This window comes from Janthinobacterium sp. PSRC1-1, assembly GCF_049897525.1.
GTDB classification, from domain to species: domain Bacteria; phylum Pseudomonadota; class Gammaproteobacteria; order Burkholderiales; family Burkholderiaceae_D; genus Janthinobacterium; species Janthinobacterium tructae.
The window spans coordinates 516482-535220 of record NZ_JAFCWK010000001.1; the positions used below are offsets into that span (position 1 = coordinate 516482).

General features: G+C 61.9%; 15 protein-coding genes. 10 read left to right on the plus strand and 5 right to left on the minus strand.

Annotated elements, in window-relative coordinates; all coding sequences use genetic code 11:
- The first annotated feature begins 2 nt into the window (after positions 1-2).
- A complete protein-coding gene (locus tag ACP7DW_RS02330; protein WP_426053571.1) occupies positions 3-2006 on the plus strand; it encodes a MacB family efflux pump subunit in 2004 nt (667 codons plus the stop codon).
- Between the two features lie 187 nt (positions 2007-2193).
- Positions 2194-3138, plus strand: a complete 945-nt coding sequence (locus ACP7DW_RS02335) for an ABC transporter substrate-binding protein (protein ID WP_426053916.1) — start codon at positions 2194-2196, stop codon at positions 3136-3138.
- A gap of 67 nt (positions 3139-3205) precedes the next feature.
- On the opposite strand, the gene ACP7DW_RS02340 is transcribed toward ACP7DW_RS02335, so the two are convergent.
- The gene (locus ACP7DW_RS02340; protein ID WP_426053570.1) at positions 3206-3814 is read right to left on the minus strand and encodes a hypothetical protein; all 609 of its coding nucleotides are present in this window, start codon (positions 3812-3814) and stop codon (positions 3206-3208) included.
- A gap of 259 nt (positions 3815-4073) precedes the next feature.
- Here ACP7DW_RS02340 and ACP7DW_RS02345 point away from each other — a divergent pair, with 259 nt between their 5' ends.
- From ACP7DW_RS02345 to ACP7DW_RS02380, 8 genes are all read left to right on the plus strand, one after another.
- Positions 4074-4877, plus strand: a complete 804-nt coding sequence (locus tag ACP7DW_RS02345; protein WP_289946018.1) for a cytochrome C assembly family protein — start codon at positions 4074-4076, stop codon at positions 4875-4877.
- Positions 4874-5134 (plus strand): PP0621 family protein, encoded by a 261-nt coding sequence (locus tag ACP7DW_RS02350; protein WP_426053569.1) that lies wholly within the window; start codon positions 4874-4876, stop codon positions 5132-5134. The genes ACP7DW_RS02345 and ACP7DW_RS02350 overlap by 4 nt, the downstream gene beginning before the upstream one ends.
- A 118-nt stretch (positions 5135-5252) precedes the next feature.
- Entirely contained in the window at positions 5253-6317 is a 1065-nt protein-coding gene (locus ACP7DW_RS02355; protein WP_426053568.1) for a sigma 54-interacting transcriptional regulator, read from the plus strand.
- Entirely contained in the window at positions 6317-6928 is a 612-nt protein-coding gene (gene ampD / locus ACP7DW_RS02360; RefSeq protein ID WP_426053915.1) for a 1,6-anhydro-N-acetylmuramyl-L-alanine amidase AmpD, read from the plus strand. The genes ACP7DW_RS02355 and ampD overlap by 1 nt, the downstream gene beginning before the upstream one ends.
- A gap of 382 nt (positions 6929-7310) precedes the next feature.
- The gene (locus ACP7DW_RS02365; RefSeq protein ID WP_426053567.1) at positions 7311-10265 is read left to right on the plus strand and encodes a ribonucleoside-diphosphate reductase subunit alpha; all 2955 of its coding nucleotides are present in this window, start codon (positions 7311-7313) and stop codon (positions 10263-10265) included.
- Positions 10266-10383: 118 nt separating this feature from the next.
- Positions 10384-11535, plus strand: a complete 1152-nt coding sequence (locus tag ACP7DW_RS02370) for a ribonucleotide-diphosphate reductase subunit beta (RefSeq protein ID WP_426053566.1) — start codon at positions 10384-10386, stop codon at positions 11533-11535.
- A gap of 738 nt (positions 11536-12273) precedes the next feature.
- Positions 12274-13479 carry a transcriptional regulator gene (locus ACP7DW_RS02375; protein ID WP_426053565.1) on the plus strand — a complete coding sequence of 402 codons (1206 nt, stop codon included), beginning with the start codon at positions 12274-12276 and terminating at the stop codon, positions 13477-13479.
- 83 nt (positions 13480-13562) lie between these two features.
- Positions 13563-14096 (plus strand): YggT family protein, encoded by a 534-nt coding sequence (locus tag ACP7DW_RS02380; RefSeq protein WP_282407752.1) that lies wholly within the window; start codon positions 13563-13565, stop codon positions 14094-14096.
- A 49-nt stretch (positions 14097-14145) separates the two neighbouring features.
- On the opposite strand, the gene ACP7DW_RS02385 is transcribed toward ACP7DW_RS02380, so the two are convergent.
- The 4 genes from ACP7DW_RS02385 to accC are packed head-to-tail and all read right to left on the minus strand — an operon-like array spanning position 14146 to position 18693.
- The gene (locus tag ACP7DW_RS02385) at positions 14146-15084 is read right to left on the minus strand and encodes a carbohydrate kinase family protein (protein WP_099762151.1); all 939 of its coding nucleotides are present in this window, start codon (positions 15082-15084) and stop codon (positions 14146-14148) included.
- Positions 15085-15095: 11 nt separating this feature from the next.
- Positions 15096-16328, minus strand: a complete 1233-nt coding sequence (locus ACP7DW_RS02390; RefSeq protein WP_426053564.1) for a DUF3426 domain-containing protein — start codon at positions 16326-16328, stop codon at positions 15096-15098.
- An 8-nt stretch (positions 16329-16336) separates the two neighbouring features.
- Positions 16337-17281, minus strand: a complete 945-nt coding sequence (gene prmA / locus ACP7DW_RS02395) for a 50S ribosomal protein L11 methyltransferase (protein WP_426053563.1) — start codon at positions 17279-17281, stop codon at positions 16337-16339.
- Positions 17278-18693, minus strand: coding sequence for an acetyl-CoA carboxylase biotin carboxylase subunit (gene accC / locus ACP7DW_RS02400; protein WP_096237830.1), 1416 nt, complete (start codon positions 18691-18693; stop codon positions 17278-17280). The genes prmA and accC overlap by 4 nt, the downstream gene beginning before the upstream one ends.
- Positions 18694-18739 lie beyond the last annotated feature (46 nt).

Below are 18739 nucleotides of genomic sequence, written 5' to 3' on the forward strand. Positions count from 1 at the left end.
CCATGAACGAGGCCGCGTCGCTGGGGCAACCGGGAGAACCTGGCCAGCCGGCGCCACTGATTGAACTTGCCGGCATCCGCAAGCGCTACGGCGGCCACGATGGCGCGCCGGCCGTGGAAGTGCTGCGCGGCCTGACCTTGTCCATCGGTGCCGGTGAATTCGTCGCCATCGTGGGTGCGTCCGGTTCCGGTAAATCGACCCTGATGCATTTGCTGGGATGCCTGGACCGGCCCAGCGACGGCAGCTACCGCTTCGCCGGCCAGGACGTGGCCAGTCTGAATCCCGATGAACTGGCGTGGCTGCGGCGCGAAGCGTTTGGCTTCGTCTTCCAGGGTTATCACCTGATCGCCACCGAATCGGCGCGCGAAAACGTGGAAGTGCCGGCCCTGTACGCGGGCATGCCGGCCGCGGCCCGCCACGCCCGCTCGGAAGCGCTGCTCAAGCGCCTGGGCCTCGGCGAGCGGCTCGACCACCGGCCCAACCAGTTATCGGGCGGGCAGCAGCAGCGCGTGTCGATCGCGCGCGCGCTGATGAATGGCGGGCGCATCATCCTCGCCGATGAACCGACGGGGGCCTTGGATAGCAGCAGCGGCGCCGAAGTCATGGCTCTGCTGGGCGAACTGGCCGACGCGGGCCACACCATCATCCTCATTACGCATGATCGCAAGGTGGCGGCCCAGGCGCGCCGCGTGATCGAGATCAGCGATGGCGAAATCATCGCAGATTCGGGCGCCATCGCCATTCCCGCCACGTCGACGGCCCTGCCGCCGCTGGACATGTCGCGCGCCGCCCACTGTGCGCACGATGGGGGCGCGTCGCTGGGCACGGAATTGCTCGACGCGGCGCGCGCCGCCTGGCGCGTGCTGTGGATCAACCGCTTCCGCACGGGATTGACCCTGCTCGGCATCGTCATCGGCGTGGCCTCCGTGATCGTCATGCTGGCCATCGGCCTGGGCACGCGCCAGCAGGTGATGGCGCAATTGGGCGCCTTCGGCTCGAATCTGCTGTACATGGCCTCGCGCGGCGAAAGTTCGCGCATCCCCGGGCGCAGCATCACCCTGGCCGATCTCGATGCGTTGAAAGACGTGCCGGGCATCACCCACGTGCTGCCGAATGTCACGGGCAACAAGGTGATACGTCACGGCAACCTCGACGTGCAGACGTATGTGCGCGGCACGGGACCGGCCCTGCCGCAGATCCAGACCTGGCCGGTGGCCAAGGGCGGCTTCTTTACCGAGGAAGACGAGCGCGAGATGGCCACCGTGGCCGTGCTGGGCGCGCACCTGGCGGAAAAACTGATGCCCGACGTGGCCAATCCCGTGGGGCAGAGCATCCTGATCGGCAACGTGCCATTCCAGGTGATCGGCGTGATGAGCGCGAAGGGCGCGCTGACGGGCGAGAAGGATGAAGACGACGTGCTGCTGCTGCCGTTTTCCACGGCCGGCATCCGCGTCTTCGGCCAGCGCGAGCCGACCTACACGGTCCTGGCGGTGGACGACGTCAAGCGCGTGACGGAGGTGGAGGCGGCGGTCGACGCCACCATGTTCGAACGCCACCGCATCCGCGACTATGGCATCAGCAACGCGGCCGCGTCGATCGCCGCCGAAGCGAAGACGCAGGACAACATGACCATGATGCTCAGCCTGATCGCGGCCGTCTCCCTGGTGGTGGGCGGCATCGGCGTCATGAACGTGATGCTGATGACGGTGCGCGAGCGCACGCGCGAAATCGGCATCCGCATGGCGACGGGCGCACGCCGGCGCGACATCCTGCGCCAGTTCCTCACCGAAGCCGTGCTGGTGTCGGTGGTGGGCGGCGTGGCCGGCATCGTGGTCGGCGTGACGGTGGCCGGCCTGCTGCTGGTATGGGACGTGCCGGTGATCTTTTCCCTGAGCGCCATCGCCGGCGCGTTTGCCTGCGCCGTGGTGACGGGGCTGGTGTTTGGCTTCATGCCGGCGCGCAAGGCGTCGGGACTCGATCCGGTGGTGGCGCTGGCCGGACAGTAGTGCTTGTCACAACGCCGGCAGCGTGGCTGCCGGCAAAAAAATGTTGCCCTGGCTCTAACACACGGTACTATCTCTCGATAATATAAGAAAAGCTGTGTTTTATGCCCTTGCGGGCACACACCAACCACCACAGGAGAACCCGATGCAGCAAAAATCAATCTTGAAGACCGGTATCGCCGCCGCCCTCATGCTGGCGTTCGGCATGGGTGCCGTCCAGGCACAGGCGCAGGAAGTCGTGCGCCTGGGCAACTTGAAATTCGCCCATTACGGCGCCGTGTCGTACATCAAGGAAATCGCGCCCAAGTGCGGCATCAAGGTCGAAGAGCATATCTTTGCCAAGGGCCTCGATGTGATGCAGGCGATTATCGCGGGCGAGCTGGACGTGGGGGCGACGGCGTCCGAAGCGGCCATTTCCGGCCGTGCCGGCGGCGCGCCCATCTATGTGGTGGCCGGCTTTGCCAAAGGCGGCGCGCGCCTGGTGGCGGGCGCCGGGCAAAAGATTACCAGCGTCAAGGATCTGAAGGGCAAGCGCGTGGGCGTGACGCGCGGCGGCATCCAGGAAGTGCTGCTGCTGGCCGAGCTGGCGCAAGCGGGCCTGACGTATGCCGACACCAAGGGCAAGGATGTGCAACTGGTGTTCCTGGCCTACGCCGACTTGAACCAGGCGCTGATGGGCAAGAATATCGACGCCATGATGCAGTCGGAACCGCAATCGTCGCAGGCGATCAACAAAGGTTTTGGTACGGAAATCCTGAAACCGTACGACACGCCGATCGGCGAACCCGTGCGTACCATGGTGATGACGGAAAAGTTCTACAAAGAACGCCGCCCGGTGGCGGAAAAATTCATGCGCTGCTTCGTCGAAGCGACCAAGACCTTTATCGACAACAAGGCGACGGCGGAAAAGTATGTGCGCGAAGTCGTGTTCCGCGGCCAGATCACGAAGGATGACTTCGACGACGCGATCAGCAATTCGCCGTATTCGTACGACATCTCGCCCGAGCATATCCAGGTGACCACCGATGTGATGGTGAAAACGGGCGTGGGCCGCATGACGAAGCCGCCCGTGGCCAAGGACTGGGTCAAGACGGACTTGCTGGAGCAGGCGAAAAAGAGCTTGAATGTGAAGTAAATCAGTAAAACCATCAAAAAACCTCCGTGCCAGCGATGGTCCGGAGGTTTTTTTATGTGCAGCGCCCTTAGCGGGCGTTAAAACCCATCCAGCCTTTTTCCGTCTGCCGGAAGCTCAGTGTATAGGTGCGCGTCAGTTCATCGCCTTTCTTGAGCTGGCGGCTGATGATCGCGCCGTAATTGTCCTGTACGATCTGGTCCGACCATTGCAGCAGGTTTTCGAAGCGCTCGGCCGTCATCGCCGCCTGGCGGGTCAGCAGCGGCGCGGGAATCGCTTTCTTTTCCTGCTGCTGCGCCCAGAAGTCGCGGAAAACCTTGTTTTCGCCGCTCATGCCGCGCGCCATCAGGCCCAGACCCATGGTCATGCCCACGGAACCATCCGTCTTCGCCTGCGTCTCGAGCTTGTCGGCCACGTCGGCCAGCAGTTCCAGGTAGCCCACCTTGGCGCGCAGGATGGCCGAGCCCTTGATTTCGTACTGTTCGTTCTCTTTCCAGCCATTGAGCTTTTCCAGTTTCGCGATCTCGAAGTAGTCCTTGTACAGGTCATAGTTTTGAATCGAGGTACGGAAATATTCCTCGTACGTGGATTGGGAAGGCGCATCTTTCGTGCAACCGCTTAATACAGTGCAGGCGGCCAGCAGGAGGCAGGTCCAGGTAATTTTTCTGAAGGAAAGCATGGAGGGGGACGTGGCCTTAGGGTGGATGAATATTGCTATGTGGACATAATTATAGGACTGGCTAATCAGGATGGCAACGTGGTTGTGCCGTGGGAAAAGTGTGTCGGTAGAAAGAATACCGAAATCTTGAGGGTGCGCTACCCCGTTGCGCCTCAGGCGCGATATCATGGCAGGCTTGCAGCATTGGCTGGCGGCGGAATGCCTGTCACCCTGGCTGTCGCTTGAATCGCGCTTGTCGGCTATGGTGTAAACTTAAACTATGCAGATCTATTTCTTTCTTATCGCCGCCCTGTTGTACGCGGCGTGCGCGGTGCTTCCCTCGTCCCGTGCCCGGCTCATTGCCGGCCTGACCGGCGTCGCCTGGCTGGCGCACGCCGCCACCCTGTGGTTCGACCTGATGGCGCCGGGCACCTTGCGCTTCGGCTTTTCCGCCATGCTGTCGGCCGCGCTGTGGGTATCGGTGGGCGCCTACTGGATAGAGAACCGCAATTTCAGTCTGGATGGACTGCGCCGCATGGTCATGCCCAGCGCCGTCATCGCCATCGGCCTGGCCTGGGCCTTTCCTGGCAGCCAGGTCAGCATGGAAGGCAAGTCGGCCGTCTTCGGCTGGCATATTGCCGTGGCCGTGCTCGCCTACAGCACCCTGACGATTGCCGCCTTTCACGCCGTGCTCATGGCGCTGCAGGAATCGCGTCTGCATACGCGCAGCGAAAGCCGCGGCTTCATCGGCAGCGCGCTGGACCAGCTGCCGGCCTTGCTGACGATGGAAAAGCTGCTGTTTCGCATGATCGGCCTGGGTTTTATTTTGCTGAGCCTGACCGTGCTGTCGGGCATCGTGTTTTCCGAACAATTATTTGGCAAGGCCTTGACCTGGGATCACAAATCGGTGTTTACCATGCTGTCGTGGCTGTTGTTTGCCGCGCTGCTGGCAGGGCGCCGCTTTCGCGGCTGGCGCGGCAAGACGGCGCTGAGTTTTACCCTGGCCGGTTTCGCCACCTTGCTGCTGGCCTATGTCGGCAGCCGTTTTGTACTGGAAGTGGTTTTACACCGAGGATACGCATGACACGTGTTTTATTCTGGCTGGCGCTGGTGTTCCTGGTGCTGTTTGCTATCCGCAGCAAGATCCGGGGCATGCAGCAGCGCGCCCGCGCGCAGCAGCAACAGCCGCCGAACCCGTATGCGCCGCCGGGCCGGCCACAGGAATTGCCGGATGCCGAGCTGATGCTGTGCTGCGCCCATTGCGGCGTGTACTACCCGGCCTCGGAAAACGTGCAAGCCAAGGGCCACGATTACTGCAGCCACGCGCACGCCACGCTGTAAGGCCACGCCGGCAGATTCGCTCGCGTTGCTCATCCGTATCGTAACGTCCTCGGGCCTCCATCCGGCGTAGCATCTGCGGCAGGCGCTTCGTCGCCGCCATTGCAGAAAGGCGCGTCCCATGTCCCGTCCCAGCCTCAGCCCCAGCCCGCATGCCGTGACCGCCGCCGGCATGCCACCGGCGCCGCAATTGAGCGGCAACTCCCTGCCCATGCAGGCGCTGCGTGCGCAGATCGGCCGCATCGCCCGCTGTGGCGCGCCGGTGGCCATCCGCGGCGAATCGGGCACGGGCAAGGAATTGGCGGCGCGCGCCATCCATGCGCAGGGTGCGCGCGCCAGCTTCCCTTTTATTGCCGTCAACTGCGGCGCGATTCCCGAAGCGTTGATGGAGGCCGAATTCTTCGGCTGCCGCCAGGGCGCCTATACGGGCGCGCTGCATGAGCGCCAGGGATTGTTCCAGGCGGCCCATGGCGGCAGTCTGCTGCTCGATGAAGTCGACGATCTGCCGCTGGCCATGCAGGTCAAGCTGCTGCGCGTGCTGCAGGAGCGGCGCGTGCGCAAGCTGGGCGGCAGTACCGACGAGGCCGTCGACGTGCGCATCCTGTGCGCCAGCCAGCAGGGCCTGGCGCGCGGCGTGGCCGCCGGCACGTTTCGCCAGGATCTGTTTTACCGCCTCCATGTGATCGAGCTGGCGCTGCCGCCGCTGCGCGAGCGGCGCGGCGATCTGCAGGTATTATGTGAGGTGATCCTGGCGCGTCTGGCGCCACGCCAGGCCGTGAGCCTGGCGCCGTCGGTGCTGGCGGCGCTGGCCGCGTATGCGTTTCCCGGCAATGTGCGCGAACTGGAAAACCTGCTGGAGCGGGCACTGGCCTTTGCCGACGGTGGCGTGATTGCACTCGACGCGCTGGCCTTGCCGTCCGCGGCGGGCAGCAGGCCGCTGCAGGCGCCGCCGGCATTGCCGGACTTGCCGGAGCGGCAACTGTGTCTGCCCGGCATGGCGGCATATGGCGTGCCGCCCGCCTTGCCGCTGGACATGTATTTACGCCAGGCCGAGCGCGACATGATCATGCAGGCGCTGGTGCAGGCGCGCTATCACCGCGCACGGGCGGCGCGCCAGCTGGGCCTGAGCGTGCGCCAGTTGCGTTACCGCATGCAGAAATTGACGATACAGGAAGCGCTACCTTGATGACAGCATGGACGATAGATGAAGATGGCTGGTGCGACGGCGCGCTGCGCTATGACTCCCAATACCACGATGCGCGCCCGGACGGTGCGCAAGTCGATTTGCTGGTGATCCATAACATCAGCTTGCCGGGCGGCCACTTTGGCGGACCGCATGTGTCGGACTTGTTTACCGGCCGGGTAGACTATAATGCCGATCCTTCTTTCGCCGACCTGCGTGGCTTGCAGGTGTCGGCGCACTTTTTTGTGCGGCGCGATGGTGCGCTGTTGCAATATGTTTCTACTGATCAACGTGCCTGGCATGCCGGCGCGTCCATGTTCGAAGGGCGCCCGCAGTGCAATGGCTATTCCATCGGTGTCGAAATGGAAGGCGCGGACGATGTGCCCTTCCAGCAGCGGCAATACCATGTGCTGGCGGCGCTGACGGCGGCGCTGGTGGCGCGCTACGGGCTGTCCCAGGTGCGCGGCCATGAGCACATTGCGCCGGGGAGGAAGACGGATCCGGGACCGTTTTTTGACTGGCATTTTTATCAAGAATGCTGGCTGGAAACTGTGCGCGGGCAAGCTGCGTTAGCGCTTACTACGCGGGGATTGGGCTTTCCATCCGTGCCCTGAAAAGTCAACCGAAATCGTATATGAAAATACAAAAAATTACGCTGGCGGATGCCGGAAAACTATTGCATCGCCTTTCGATGGGCACTACAATTAGTGCATAACTTGGATTTAAAGACTATATGTAGTGCCATCACAGACGTTTTCAAAATTATTACCAAAGCTACCCTGTTTGTTGATATGGCAACGGGAACTGGCGTTTCATCACCCTTGATCGTGTTTCGCGCCAGCCGGGCTGTACAGGTTGGCCGTCTGATTTTTGGCTGTATATTATTTACTATTTAGCATCAAATACCTGAAGAAACCCTGACCATCGGGCGTTCTATTCAACAACACACGCGGCAGCAAAACTGCAGGCTGACTTTAGCTGACAACGGGAGCTTCAATGCAATCACCACAAGATATTTCCATCCATCCAACGCCAGTATCGCCAGCGCCAGGCGCGGCCAATAGCGTGGCGAGCACCGGCGCGGCATTGGGCGACTATCGCATCATCCGCCGCAACGGCGCGGTGGTGGCATTTGAGCCTTCGAAGATCGCCATCGCCATGACCAAGGCGTTTTTGGCCGTTAACGGCGGCCAGGGCGCCGCTTCGGCACGCGTGCGCGAACTGGTGGAGCAACTGACCGACGGCGTCGTCGCCGCGCTGGTGCGCCGCCATCCGGGTGGCGGCACCTTCCATATCGAAGACGTGCAAGACCAGGTGGAACTGTCGCTGATGCGTTCGGGCGAGCACGATGTGGCGCGTGCCTACGTGCTGTACCGCGCCAAGCACATGGAAGAGCGCCGCTTGCAGAAGGAGGCGCTGGGCGCTTCGGCGCAAGTGACCGCACCCCAACTGAACGTCACTGACAACGGCGTGCGCCGCCTGCTGAACATGCAGGAAGTGCGCGACCTGATCAACGCCGCCTGCGCCGGCCTGGAAAAGCACGTCGATGCCGACGCGATCCTGGCGGAAACGGTGAAGAACCTGTACGACGGCGTGCCCGTCGAAGAGCTGCACAAGTCGGCCATCCTGGCGGCGCGCGCGCTGATGGAAAAAGATCCGGCCTACAGCCAGGTCACGGCCCGCATCCTGCTGCACACGGTGCGCAAGGAAGTGTTCGGCAAGGAAGTGCCGCAAGCGGCCGCTGCCGCCGAGTACCTGACGTATTTCCCGCAATATATCGCCAAGGGCATCGCCAACGATCTGCTGAACCCGGTACTTGCCAGTTTCGACCTGGAACGCCTGGCCAAGGCCATCGTTGCCGACCGCGACTTGCAATTCGGCTACATCGGCCTGCAAACGCTGTATGACCGCTACTTCCTGCACATCCATGACGTGCGCATCGAAATGCCGCAGGCGTTCTACATGCGCGTGGCCATGGGCCTGTCGCTGAACGAAGCGGACCGCGAAGCGCGCACCATCGAGTTCTACAATCTGCTGTCCTCGTTCGACTTCATGAGCTCGACGCCGACCCTGTTCAACTCGGGCACCTTGCGTTCGCAGCTGTCGTCGTGCTACCTGAGCACCGTCTCGGACGACCTGGAAGGCATCTACGACGCCATCAAGGACAACGCGCTGCTGGCCAAGTACGCCGGCGGCCTGGGTAACGACTGGACGCCAGTGCGCGCCCTGGGCGCCCACATCAAGGGCACCAACGGCAAGTCGCAAGGCGTGGTACCGTTCCTGAAAGTGGTCAACGACACGGCCGTGGCAGTCAACCAGGGCGGCAAGCGCAAGGGCGCCGTCTGCGCCTACCTGGAAACCTGGCACATGGACATCGAGGAATTCCTCGACCTGCGCAAGAACACGGGCGACGACCGCCGCCGCACGCACGACATGAACACGGCGAACTGGATTCCCGACATGTTCATGAAGCGCGTCATGGAAAAAGGCGAGTGGACCCTGTTCTCGCCATCCGAAACGCCGGACTTGCACGACCTAGTCGGCAAGGCCTTTGAAAAGGCTTACCTGGGCTACGAAGCCAAGGCCGCCGCCGGCGAAATCCGTTCGTTCAAGAAGATCGCCGCGCTGGACCTGTGGCGCAAGATGCTGTCGATGCTGTTTGAAACGGGCCACCCATGGATCACGTTCAAGGATCCTTGCAACATCCGCAGCCCGCAGTCGCACGTCGGCGTCGTCCACAGCTCGAACCTGTGCACGGAAATCACGCTGAACACGGGCCCTGACGAAATCGCCGTCTGCAACCTCGGTTCCGTGAACATGCCGGCGCACATGAAGGAAGGCAAGCTCGATCACGTCAAGCTGGCCAAGACCGTGCGCACCGCCATGCGCATGCTCGACAACGTCATCGACATCAATTACTACGCGGTCGAGAAGGCGCGCAATTCGAACATGCGCCACCGTCCGGTCGGCATGGGCGTGATGGGCTTCCAGGACTGCCTGCACATGATGCGCATCCCGTTCGCCTCGGACGCCGCCGTCAGCTTCGCCGACACCTCGATGGAAGCGGTGTGCTACTACGCCTACCTGGCGTCGACGGAACTGGCCGAAGAACGCGGCCGCTATGAATCGTATGCCGGTTCGCTGTGGGACCGTGGCATCCTGCCGCAGGACTCGGTCAAATTGCTGGCCGAAGAGCGCGGCGGCTACCTGGAAGTCGATTCCTCGTCGGCCATGGACTGGACCCCGGTGCGCGAACGCATCGCCAAGTTCGGCATGCGCAACTCGAATTGCGTGGCGATCGCCCCGACGGCGACGATTTCGAACATCATCGGCGTATCGGCCTGTATCGAGCCGACGTTCCAGAATCTGTACGTGAAATCGAACCTGTCGGGCGAATTCACCGAGATCAACGGCTACCTGGTACGCGACCTGAAGGCGCGCGACCTGTGGGATGAAGTCATGATCTCCGACCTGAAGTACTTCGACGGTTCGCTGGTGAAGATCGACCGCATCCCGCAAGACTTGCGCGACATCTACGCCACCGCCTTTGAAGTGTCGCCAAGCTGGCTGGTGGAAGCGGCTTCGCGTCGCCAGAAGTGGATCGACCAGGCCCAGTCGCTGAACATCTACATGGCTGGCGCATCGGGCAAGAAGCTCGACGAGACCTACAAGCTGGCATGGCTGCGTGGCCTGAAGACCACCTACTACCTGCGTACCATCGCCGCTACCCACATGGAGAAATCGACCTCCAAGACGGGTGCCCTGAACGCCGTGGCAGTCGATGGCGGCATGTCGGCCAGCGCCCAGAGCGCCCAGGCAGCGATCGTGGCGGCAGCAGCTGCCGCCGTGGTGGCACCCGTGGCGGCAGCTGCAGCGGACGACGCCGATGGCGAAGCCTGCTACCTGCGTCCGGGGGATGACGGCTTTGAAGAATGCGAAGCCTGCCAGTAAAATTTTAGTTGTCAGCCCAGAACTTCTGGGCTGATTCAATGTTGTCAATGTCCGCATTGTCCGATACAACGGGCCTGTTGCGGATCGCCGGCTCGCCGGCATGGAAAGGAAGAAGATTATGTCGTTGTCCTGGGATGATGAAACCACGTCGGCAGCTGTGCCGCGTCCGGCGCAGCAAGCGCCATTGGGAAATACCGATTTGAACCTGCCGGCCGGTGCCGAACCGTCCGAAGCGAACGCCGAGCAAGTGGCGCGCCGCGTGAATGCCGACGACAAGCGCATCATCAACGGCAAGACGGACGTCAACCAGCTGGTGCCGTTCAAGTACAAGTGGGCGTGGGACAAATACCTGGCCGGCTGCGCCAACCACTGGATGCCGCAGGAAGTGAACATGCAGCGCGATATCGAGCTGTGGAAAAACCCGAACGGCCTGACGGACGACGAGCGCCGCCTGGTCAAGCGCAACCTGGGCTTCTTCGTGACGGCCGACTCGCTGGCCGCCAACAACATCGTGCTGGGCACCTACCGCCACATCACGGCGCCGGAATGCCGCCAGTACCTGCTGCGCCAGGCGTTCGAGGAAGCGATCCACACGCACGCCTACCAGTACATCGTCGAATCGCTGGGCCTGGACGAAGGCGAGATCTTCAACGCCTACAACGAAGTCAAGTCGATCCGCGACAAGGATGAATTCCTGATCCCATTCATCAACACCCTGACCGACCCCGCGTTCACCACCGGCACGGTGGAAAACGACCAGAAGCTGCTGAAGTCCCTGATCGTGTTTGCCTGCCTGATGGAAGGCCTGTTCTTCTACGTCGGCTTCACGCAGATCCTGGCGCTGGGCCGCCAGAACAAGATGATGGGCGCTGCCGAGCAGTACCAGTACATCCTGCGCGACGAATCGATGCACTGCAACTTCGGCATCGACTTGATCAACACGATCAAGATGGAAAACCCGCTGCTGTGGACGGCCGAATTCCGCGAAGAGATCAAAGTGCTGTTCATGCAAGCCGTGGAGCTGGAATACGCGTACGCGGAAGACACCATGCCGCGCGGCGTGCTGGGTCTGAACGCACCGATGTTCAAGGGCTATCTGCGCTTCATCGCCAACCGCCGCGCGCAGCAGATCGGCCTCGAGCCGCTGTTCGCGCAAGAGGAAAATCCATTCCCGTGGATGAGCGAAATGATCGACATGAAGAAGGAACGCAACTTCTTCGAGACGCGCGTGACCGAGTACCAAACGGGTGGTGCGCTGAACTGGGAATAATCCTTTTTCAGGCTACGCCAAGAAGCGCCGTCCTCGTGACGGCGCTTTTTTTTCGCGTGCATGGCGGTGGAAAAATGCATGCTTTATTCAGCGCTGCGACGAGGCTTGCGCGAGGATTTTCGCCTGCCGCGAAGGGGCGCGTGGCGGGGCCGAAAAATCATTTCCGGACACGCTGGCGGCGGCATTTGCCGCGCGATTGTGCGATAGCACGCGTAACGTGCAAAAAAGCGGGCGAAAACGTGTCGTGCCGGTTGCGCATTGACAAGGTTTTCGTGTACTTTATGAGATTGCAAATGCGAGCGTTAGAATGCGGGGTTTTTTAACCAGCGCGGTAGCAAAAAAAGCTCGCAAAACAGGGATACAGATTTACACGGATATGCACAAAACCACACCGTTTTCGTCTGCCGCCGTGCCCGAATTTTTTCAGGCATGGCGGTTTTTTATTTGACGCATGGGTGTTGTGGCGAGCGCGATGCGAGGAGCGAAAAAACGCACGGCATCGAAAACGAATGACCGAATTCAGACTTTGCCACCAGCTGCGAGATAAAGCAGGGTGGCACCGACGATGGCTGAAGTGCTGCAAACGTGAGGAGTTGCAGCAGTTCAGCTGGTGCCGAATTCATTAGCGCAAACGACCGTTTGTGCCGATGAATAATTCGCCTGGCCTATCCCTGTGGTGGGTCGGACGGGTTTAAATCTTGTAGCTTAAATTTCTCATCTCAGATGAAGGAGAGACAAATGGCAACAGCCGCTAAGAAATCAGAAGTAAAGAAACCAGCCGTCAAGGCTGCTCCTGCCGCGAAGAAGCCGGCAGCCGCAGTCAAGACGGTTGCCGCTAAACCAGCTGCCAAAGCCGCAGCGAAACCAGCCGCCAAACCAGTCGCCAAAGCCGCAGCCAAGCCTGCAGCAAAAGTGGCCGCCAAGCCAGTAGCGAAAGCCGTAGCGAAACCGGCGGCCAAGGCAGCAGCAAAACCGGCCGCCAAGCCGGCAGCCAAGCCAGCCGCGAAAGTGGCGGCGAAACCTGCCGCCAAGGCAGCAGCCAAGCCAGTGGCGAAAAAAGCCGTTGCCAAGCCAGCAGCAAAAGCTGCAGCAAAACCAGCAGCCAAGCCAGCAGTGAAAAAAGCCGCAGCGAAACCTGCAGCCAAACCGGTCGCCAAGGCAGCCGCCAAGCCAGCAGCGAAAAAAGTCGTCGCCAAGGCAGCAGCCAAGCCGGCCGCCAAAGCAGCAGCGAAGCCAGCAGCAAAAGCGGTAGCCAAGCCAGCGGCCAAGGTAGCAGCGAAGCCCGCAGCAAAAACGGCGGCCAAGCCAGCGGCCAAGGCAGCAGCGAAAAAAGCCGTTGCCAAGCCGGTAGCCAAAGCAGCAGCCAAGCCAGCAGCTAAGCCAGCAGCGAAAGCCGCAGCGAAACCTGCCGCCAAAGCAGTAGCGAAGCCAGCAGCCAAGCCAGCAGCGAAAAAAGTCGTCGCCAAGGCAGCAGCCAAGCCAGCCGCCAAAGCAGCAGCGAAGCCGGCAGCCAAAGCGGCAGCCAAGCCAGCGGCCAAGGTAGCAGCCAAGCCGGTAGCGAAAGTTGCCGCCAAGCCAGCCGCCAAAGTAGCCGCCAAACCGGTCGCCAAAGCAGCCGCGAAACCTGCCGCCAAGGTCGCAGCGAAACCTGCAGCCAAGCCAGCGGCCAAGGTAGTAGCGAAGCCAGCAGCCAAGCCAGCAGCGAAAGCCGCAGCGAAACCTGCCGCCAAGCCAGCCGCAGCGCCAGTCGTGGCAGCAGCAGCTCCAGCGGCACCTGCCGCCGTGGCCGCCAAGCCAGCCGCCAAGAAGGCCGCGCCTAAAAAGGCCGCACCGAAGAAGGCAGCGCCTGTCGCCAAGCCATCGGCACCTATCGCACCTGTAGCAAAAACCGTGTTGGCACCGGCTGCAGCCTGGCCATTCCCAACCAGCACCCGCCCATCGTAATTTCGACGATACGGGTGCCTGGATGAGGCAACACGCCGCTGTGTGACTCAATCACACAGCGGTTTTTTTTTGGAGAATTAGTCGTGCTGATCGTTATCCTTACATTGATCGTTGATACCATTGCCACCTTGCTGGGCGGCGTATTGCTGCTGCGCTTCTGGATGCAGGCGGTGCGCGTGCGGCCCCCTTCATCGGTGGCGCAATTCACGTTTCAATTGTCCGACTGGCTGGTGCGCCCCCTGCGCCGCGTGGTGCCGGGCGTGGGCGGGTATGACTGGGCCAGCCTGATCGGCGCCTTCCTGATCGTGCTGCTGGCCAGCTCGGTGCTGTTTATTACCGGCGCTCCCGTCGAGGTGGTGCTGCTCAAGTCGCTGCAACGCTTCCTGCAATGGATACTCTACGGTTTCATGGCCTTGCTGATCATCGAAGCCATCTTCAGCTGGGTCAACCCGCATGCGCCGCTGGCGCCGTTTGTACGGGCCCTGAACGAGCCGCTGCTGCGTCCGCTCCGCAAGGTCGTGCCGCTGGTCGGCAGCCTGGACTTGTCGCTGCTGGTGGCGCTGATCCTGTTGCAGATCGCGCAAGTGCTGGTGGGGATGATTATTGTGCTGAGGTAAAGCGGGGAGGTCGGCTTTGCGCTTGGGCGCAAGCCGACCGGGTTACATATTAATAGCGGTAGCCGAACGCCGCTTCGAACTGCTCGGCGATGCTTTCTGGCGTAAACACATGATTTTGCGCGCCCTGCGTGGCGATTTTAATCGCGCCCAGCAGGCTGGCCAGGCGGCCGCTGGTTTCCCAGCCCAGGTCGTTGGTGATGCCGAACAGCAAGCCAGCACGGTAGGCGTCGCCGCAACCGGTCGGGTCCAGCACTTCCTTGGCGGCCACGACGGGAATGTCGATGCGCTTGCCGTCCGTATAGATCTCCGACCCTTTTTCGCCACGCGTGACGATCAGCGCGTCCAGGCGGCTGGCGATGTCCGGCAGGGTCAAGCCCGTACGTTCCATCAACATTTCCATTTCATAGTCGTTGGCCGACACATACGTGGCTTTGTTGATGAAGTCGATCAACTGTTCGCCATTGAAGCGTGGCAACTGTTGACCCGGGTCGAACATGAAGGGGATGCCCAGCTCGGCCAGGTCGGCGGCGTGCTTGAGCATGCCCTGGTCGCCGTCGGGCGAAATGATGGCGACCTTGGCCGGGCCCGCATTGGCGATCGGGTTTTCATGCGCAAACGACATGGCGCCCGGGTGGAAGGCATTGATCTGGTTATTGTCCGCATCGGCCGTGACGAAGCACTGCGCGTTGTAGCTGTCGGCCTTGATCAGGATGTTGGCGGTGGAAATGTCCAGCTTTTGCAGGCGTTCCAGGTAGGCGGCGCTGTCCTGGCCCATGACGCCGACGATGCGCGGGTCGCCGCCCAGCATCTTCAGGCTGTAGGCGATGTTGCCCGAGCAGCCGCCGAACTCCGTGCGCATGGTGGGCACGAGGAAGGACACGTTCACCTTGTGCAACTGGTCGGCCAGCAGCGATTCGCCGAAGCGGCCGGGGAATTGCATGATGGTGTCGGTGGCGAGCGAGCCGCAGATCAAGGAAGTTTTGGTCATGATAATGTGCTTTAAGGGTAGAAGATGGCGATATGGTAGCCAGACGCCGTGAGCTGGTCTAATGCAAAGTACAGTTTGATGGTTTGTTCCGAGCGCGGCGCAAAGCCCTGGCTCACATCGATCGTGGCGGGCAGGTAGTCGCGCGGCGCGATGACACGGCGCAAGACGGGCTTGTCGTTGGCATCGTTGAGTATCAGTTCGATGCTGGGCCAGGCTTGCACGCTGCGGCTCTGGTTGCGCAGCAGCGAGACGTAGGAAAAGGTTTGTTCCTTGAGGGTTTGCAATTCACCCTGTTCGATGGACAGCGCCTCGATCTGCGCCGGCAAGTCGACCTGGCAGCCACTGAGCTTGCACAGCGCGACCAGGGTCGGCTTCCACTGCGGAAACTGCGCCGCCAGCGGATTGCGAAAGGTGGTCATGACTTGCAGCAATAACAAAAGCAACAGCACTACCGAGCCGGCGGCCATGGCGATGCGCAAGGCCTTGCCGCTCTGTTCGCGGCGCCGGCCCTGGATCACAAAGGCTGGTTCGTCGTCGGCCCGCGCCACGGCCGTTTCCCCGGCCACGGTCTGTATCGTTGGCTCCGGCGCAACAGGGGCGGCAGGCAGCGCGTCGAAAGAGTGGTCGGCCAAGGTCGGTTCCCGGCGCGCGGGCACGGGTTTGTCCAGGCTGACTTTGTCGATGGCCGGCAGTGCCGGTGCGGCCCCGGCTGCCAGGTTCGGTTCGCGGCGGCTGTCGCGCAAATACGTGGCGAAGGCGGGGACGTCATCGACCTGGCGGCGTTTGAACGGCGCCATCGGCTGGGGCAGCGGCGCTTCCGGTGCTTCGGCCGGTGCCATGACAGGGGCGGCGACAGGCGCGTCAGCCAGCGCCTCGTCGGGCAGGCTGACGTCGAGGTCCAGCTCGATGTGCTCGCCATCGTCTTCATCGTCCTTGAGCTGCGCCGTTGGCGGCAAGATGCCGAACGGGTCGAACGAGGTGTCGAAGTCGAGAGAATAGATGGGTTCGTCGTCCGCGGCGGACGGCAGGCTGTGGTCGGCCGGATCAGTGCTCGACAGCGGGACGGCGGCGCCGGGGCCGGACGTTAAAAACGGCGATGCCGCGGCTGGATCGACCAGCGCGGCATTGCCGTCAAAGACTTCCCTGCACGTGCCACAGCGCACGATGCCCCCACGTAACTTCAACTGGTCAGCAGCGACCCGAAATATCGTGTTGCAATGGGGGCATTTGGTGGCGAGGGCCATTGCTGTGCTTATGCACCTTCCGCGCGGGGCGCAGGCGCTTGCGTGCTGCCCAGGCGGCCATGCAGGGCCACCCAGCCATCTTGCTCGGCCCAGACACCCAGTTCGATGAACGGTGCGTAGGCGGCAGCGACTTCTTCGGCCTGGCGTGCCAGCACGCCGGACAGGATCAGGGCGCCGCCGGCGGCGACTCTGCTAGAGAGCATGGGCGCCATCAGCTTCAATGGGCTCGACAGGATGTTGGCGACGACGATGTCAAACTTGGCCGTGGCGTGTGCCGACGTGGCAAACGTGTCTGGCAAGAAATATTCGATCTCGCACTGGTTGCGTTCGGCATTCAAGCCAGCCGATTCGATCGCTTGCGGGTCGATATCGACGCCAACCACTGTTTGCGCGCCGAGTTTCTTGGCCACCATGGCCAGGATGCCGGAACCGCAACCGTAGTCGAGCACGCTCTTGCCAGGGGCGGGATTGGCTTCCAGCCACTCCATGCACAAACGCGTGGTCGGATGGCTGCCCGTGCCGAAGGCCAGGCCCGGATCCAGTTCCAGGATCAGGCCGGCAGGATCCGGTGCCTCGTGCCAGCTGGGCACGACCCAGATATTCTTGCCGATGTGAATCGGGGCGAATTGCGACTGGGTCAGGCGCACCCAGTCCTGCTCTTCCACGGGGCGCATGGTAAAGGCGGGAACTTCCGCCATGCCGACCGCGGCGGCGGCGGTAGCCACGATGGCGGCCTGGTCGGCGTCGACGTCGGTCAGCGCCACCACGCGGCTGCGTTCCCACGCCGCTTCCTTCGGTTCCATGCCGGGCTCGCCAAACAGCGGCTGCTCGGCATCCGTGCCTTCATCGGCGTCTTCCACCGAGACCGACAGGGCGCCCGCTTCCATCAACGCGTCGGACATGGCCTCGGCGTTGTCACGGGCGATTTCGATGACGATTTCTGTCCAGCTCATGCGTCCGCCTTGATTTCGGATTTCTTGGCGATGCTGGGGCTGCCGCCATTCAGGTTCTTGCCCAGGTCCGGCATGTCGGCCAGTTTCTGTTCCAGATAGTGAATGTTGGTGCCGCCTTCGATGAAGCGCGCGTCGATCATCAGTTCGCGGTGCAGGGCGATATTCGTGTTGATGCCTTCGACCACCATTTCGGACAGGGCGATCTGCATGCGGCGGATCGCTTGCTCGCGCGTGGCGCCGTAAGCGATCACTTTGCCGATCATCGAGTCGTAGTGCGGCGGCACGTAGTAACCGGCGTAGGCGTGCGAGTCGACGCGGATACCCGGGCCGCCCGGCGCATGCCACGAGACGATCTTGCCTGGCGATGGCGTGAACTTGAACGGATCTTCGGCATTGATGCGGCACTCGATGGCGTGGCCCGACAGCAAGACGTCGCGCTGGCGGAAACGCAGTTTTTCGCCAGCGGCGATGCGGATCTGCTCTTGCACGATGTCGATGCCGGTGATCATCTCGGTGACGGGATGTTCCACTTGCACGCGGGTATTCATTTCAATGAAATAGAACTCGCCGTTTTCGTACAGGAATTCAAACGTGCCGGCGCCGCGGTAGCCGATCTTGCGGCAGGCTTCGGCGCAACGGTCGCCGATTTTCTCGATGAGTTTGCGCGGGATGCCCGGCGCTGGTGCTTCTTCGATCACTTTCTGGTGGCGGCGCTGCATGGAGCAGTCGCGCTCGCCCAGCCAGACGGCGTTCTTGTGTTCGTCGGCAAGGATCTGGATTTCCACGTGGCGCGGATTTTCCAGGTACTTCTCCATATACACTTCAGGGTTGCCGAACGCCGTGCCGGCTTCCGTCTTGGTCATCGACACGGCGTTGATCAGGGCAGCTTCCGTGTGCACGACGCGCATGCCGCGTCCGCCACCGCCGCCGGCGGCCTTGATGATGACCGGATAGCCGACTTTGCGGGCAATTTGCACGATCGCTTTCGGATCATCCGGCAGCGCGCCTTCCGAGCCGGGCACGCATGGTACGCCGGCCTTGATCATGGTTTGTTTGGCCGACACTTTGTCGCCCATCAAACGGATCGATTCGGAGCGCGGGCCGATGAAGACGAAGCCCGATTTCTCGACGCGTTCGGCAAAGTCGGCATTTTCCGACAGGAAGCCATAGCCGGGGTGAATCGCTTGTGCATCCGTCACTTCAGCGGCGCTGATAATGGCGGGCATGTTCAGGTAGCTCAGGGCCGACTGTGCCGGGCCGATACAAACGGATTCGTCGGCCAGCTTGACGTATTTTGCGTCCTTGTCGGCTTCGGAGTGGACTACAACCGTTTTAATGCCCATTTCGCGGCAGGCGCGCTGAATACGGAGGGCAATTTCACCACGGTTGGCAATCAGGATTTTTTCAAACATGGTAGGTTCGCGTATGTCTGTGAGAGCCGGCGAGCCGGCGAAACAA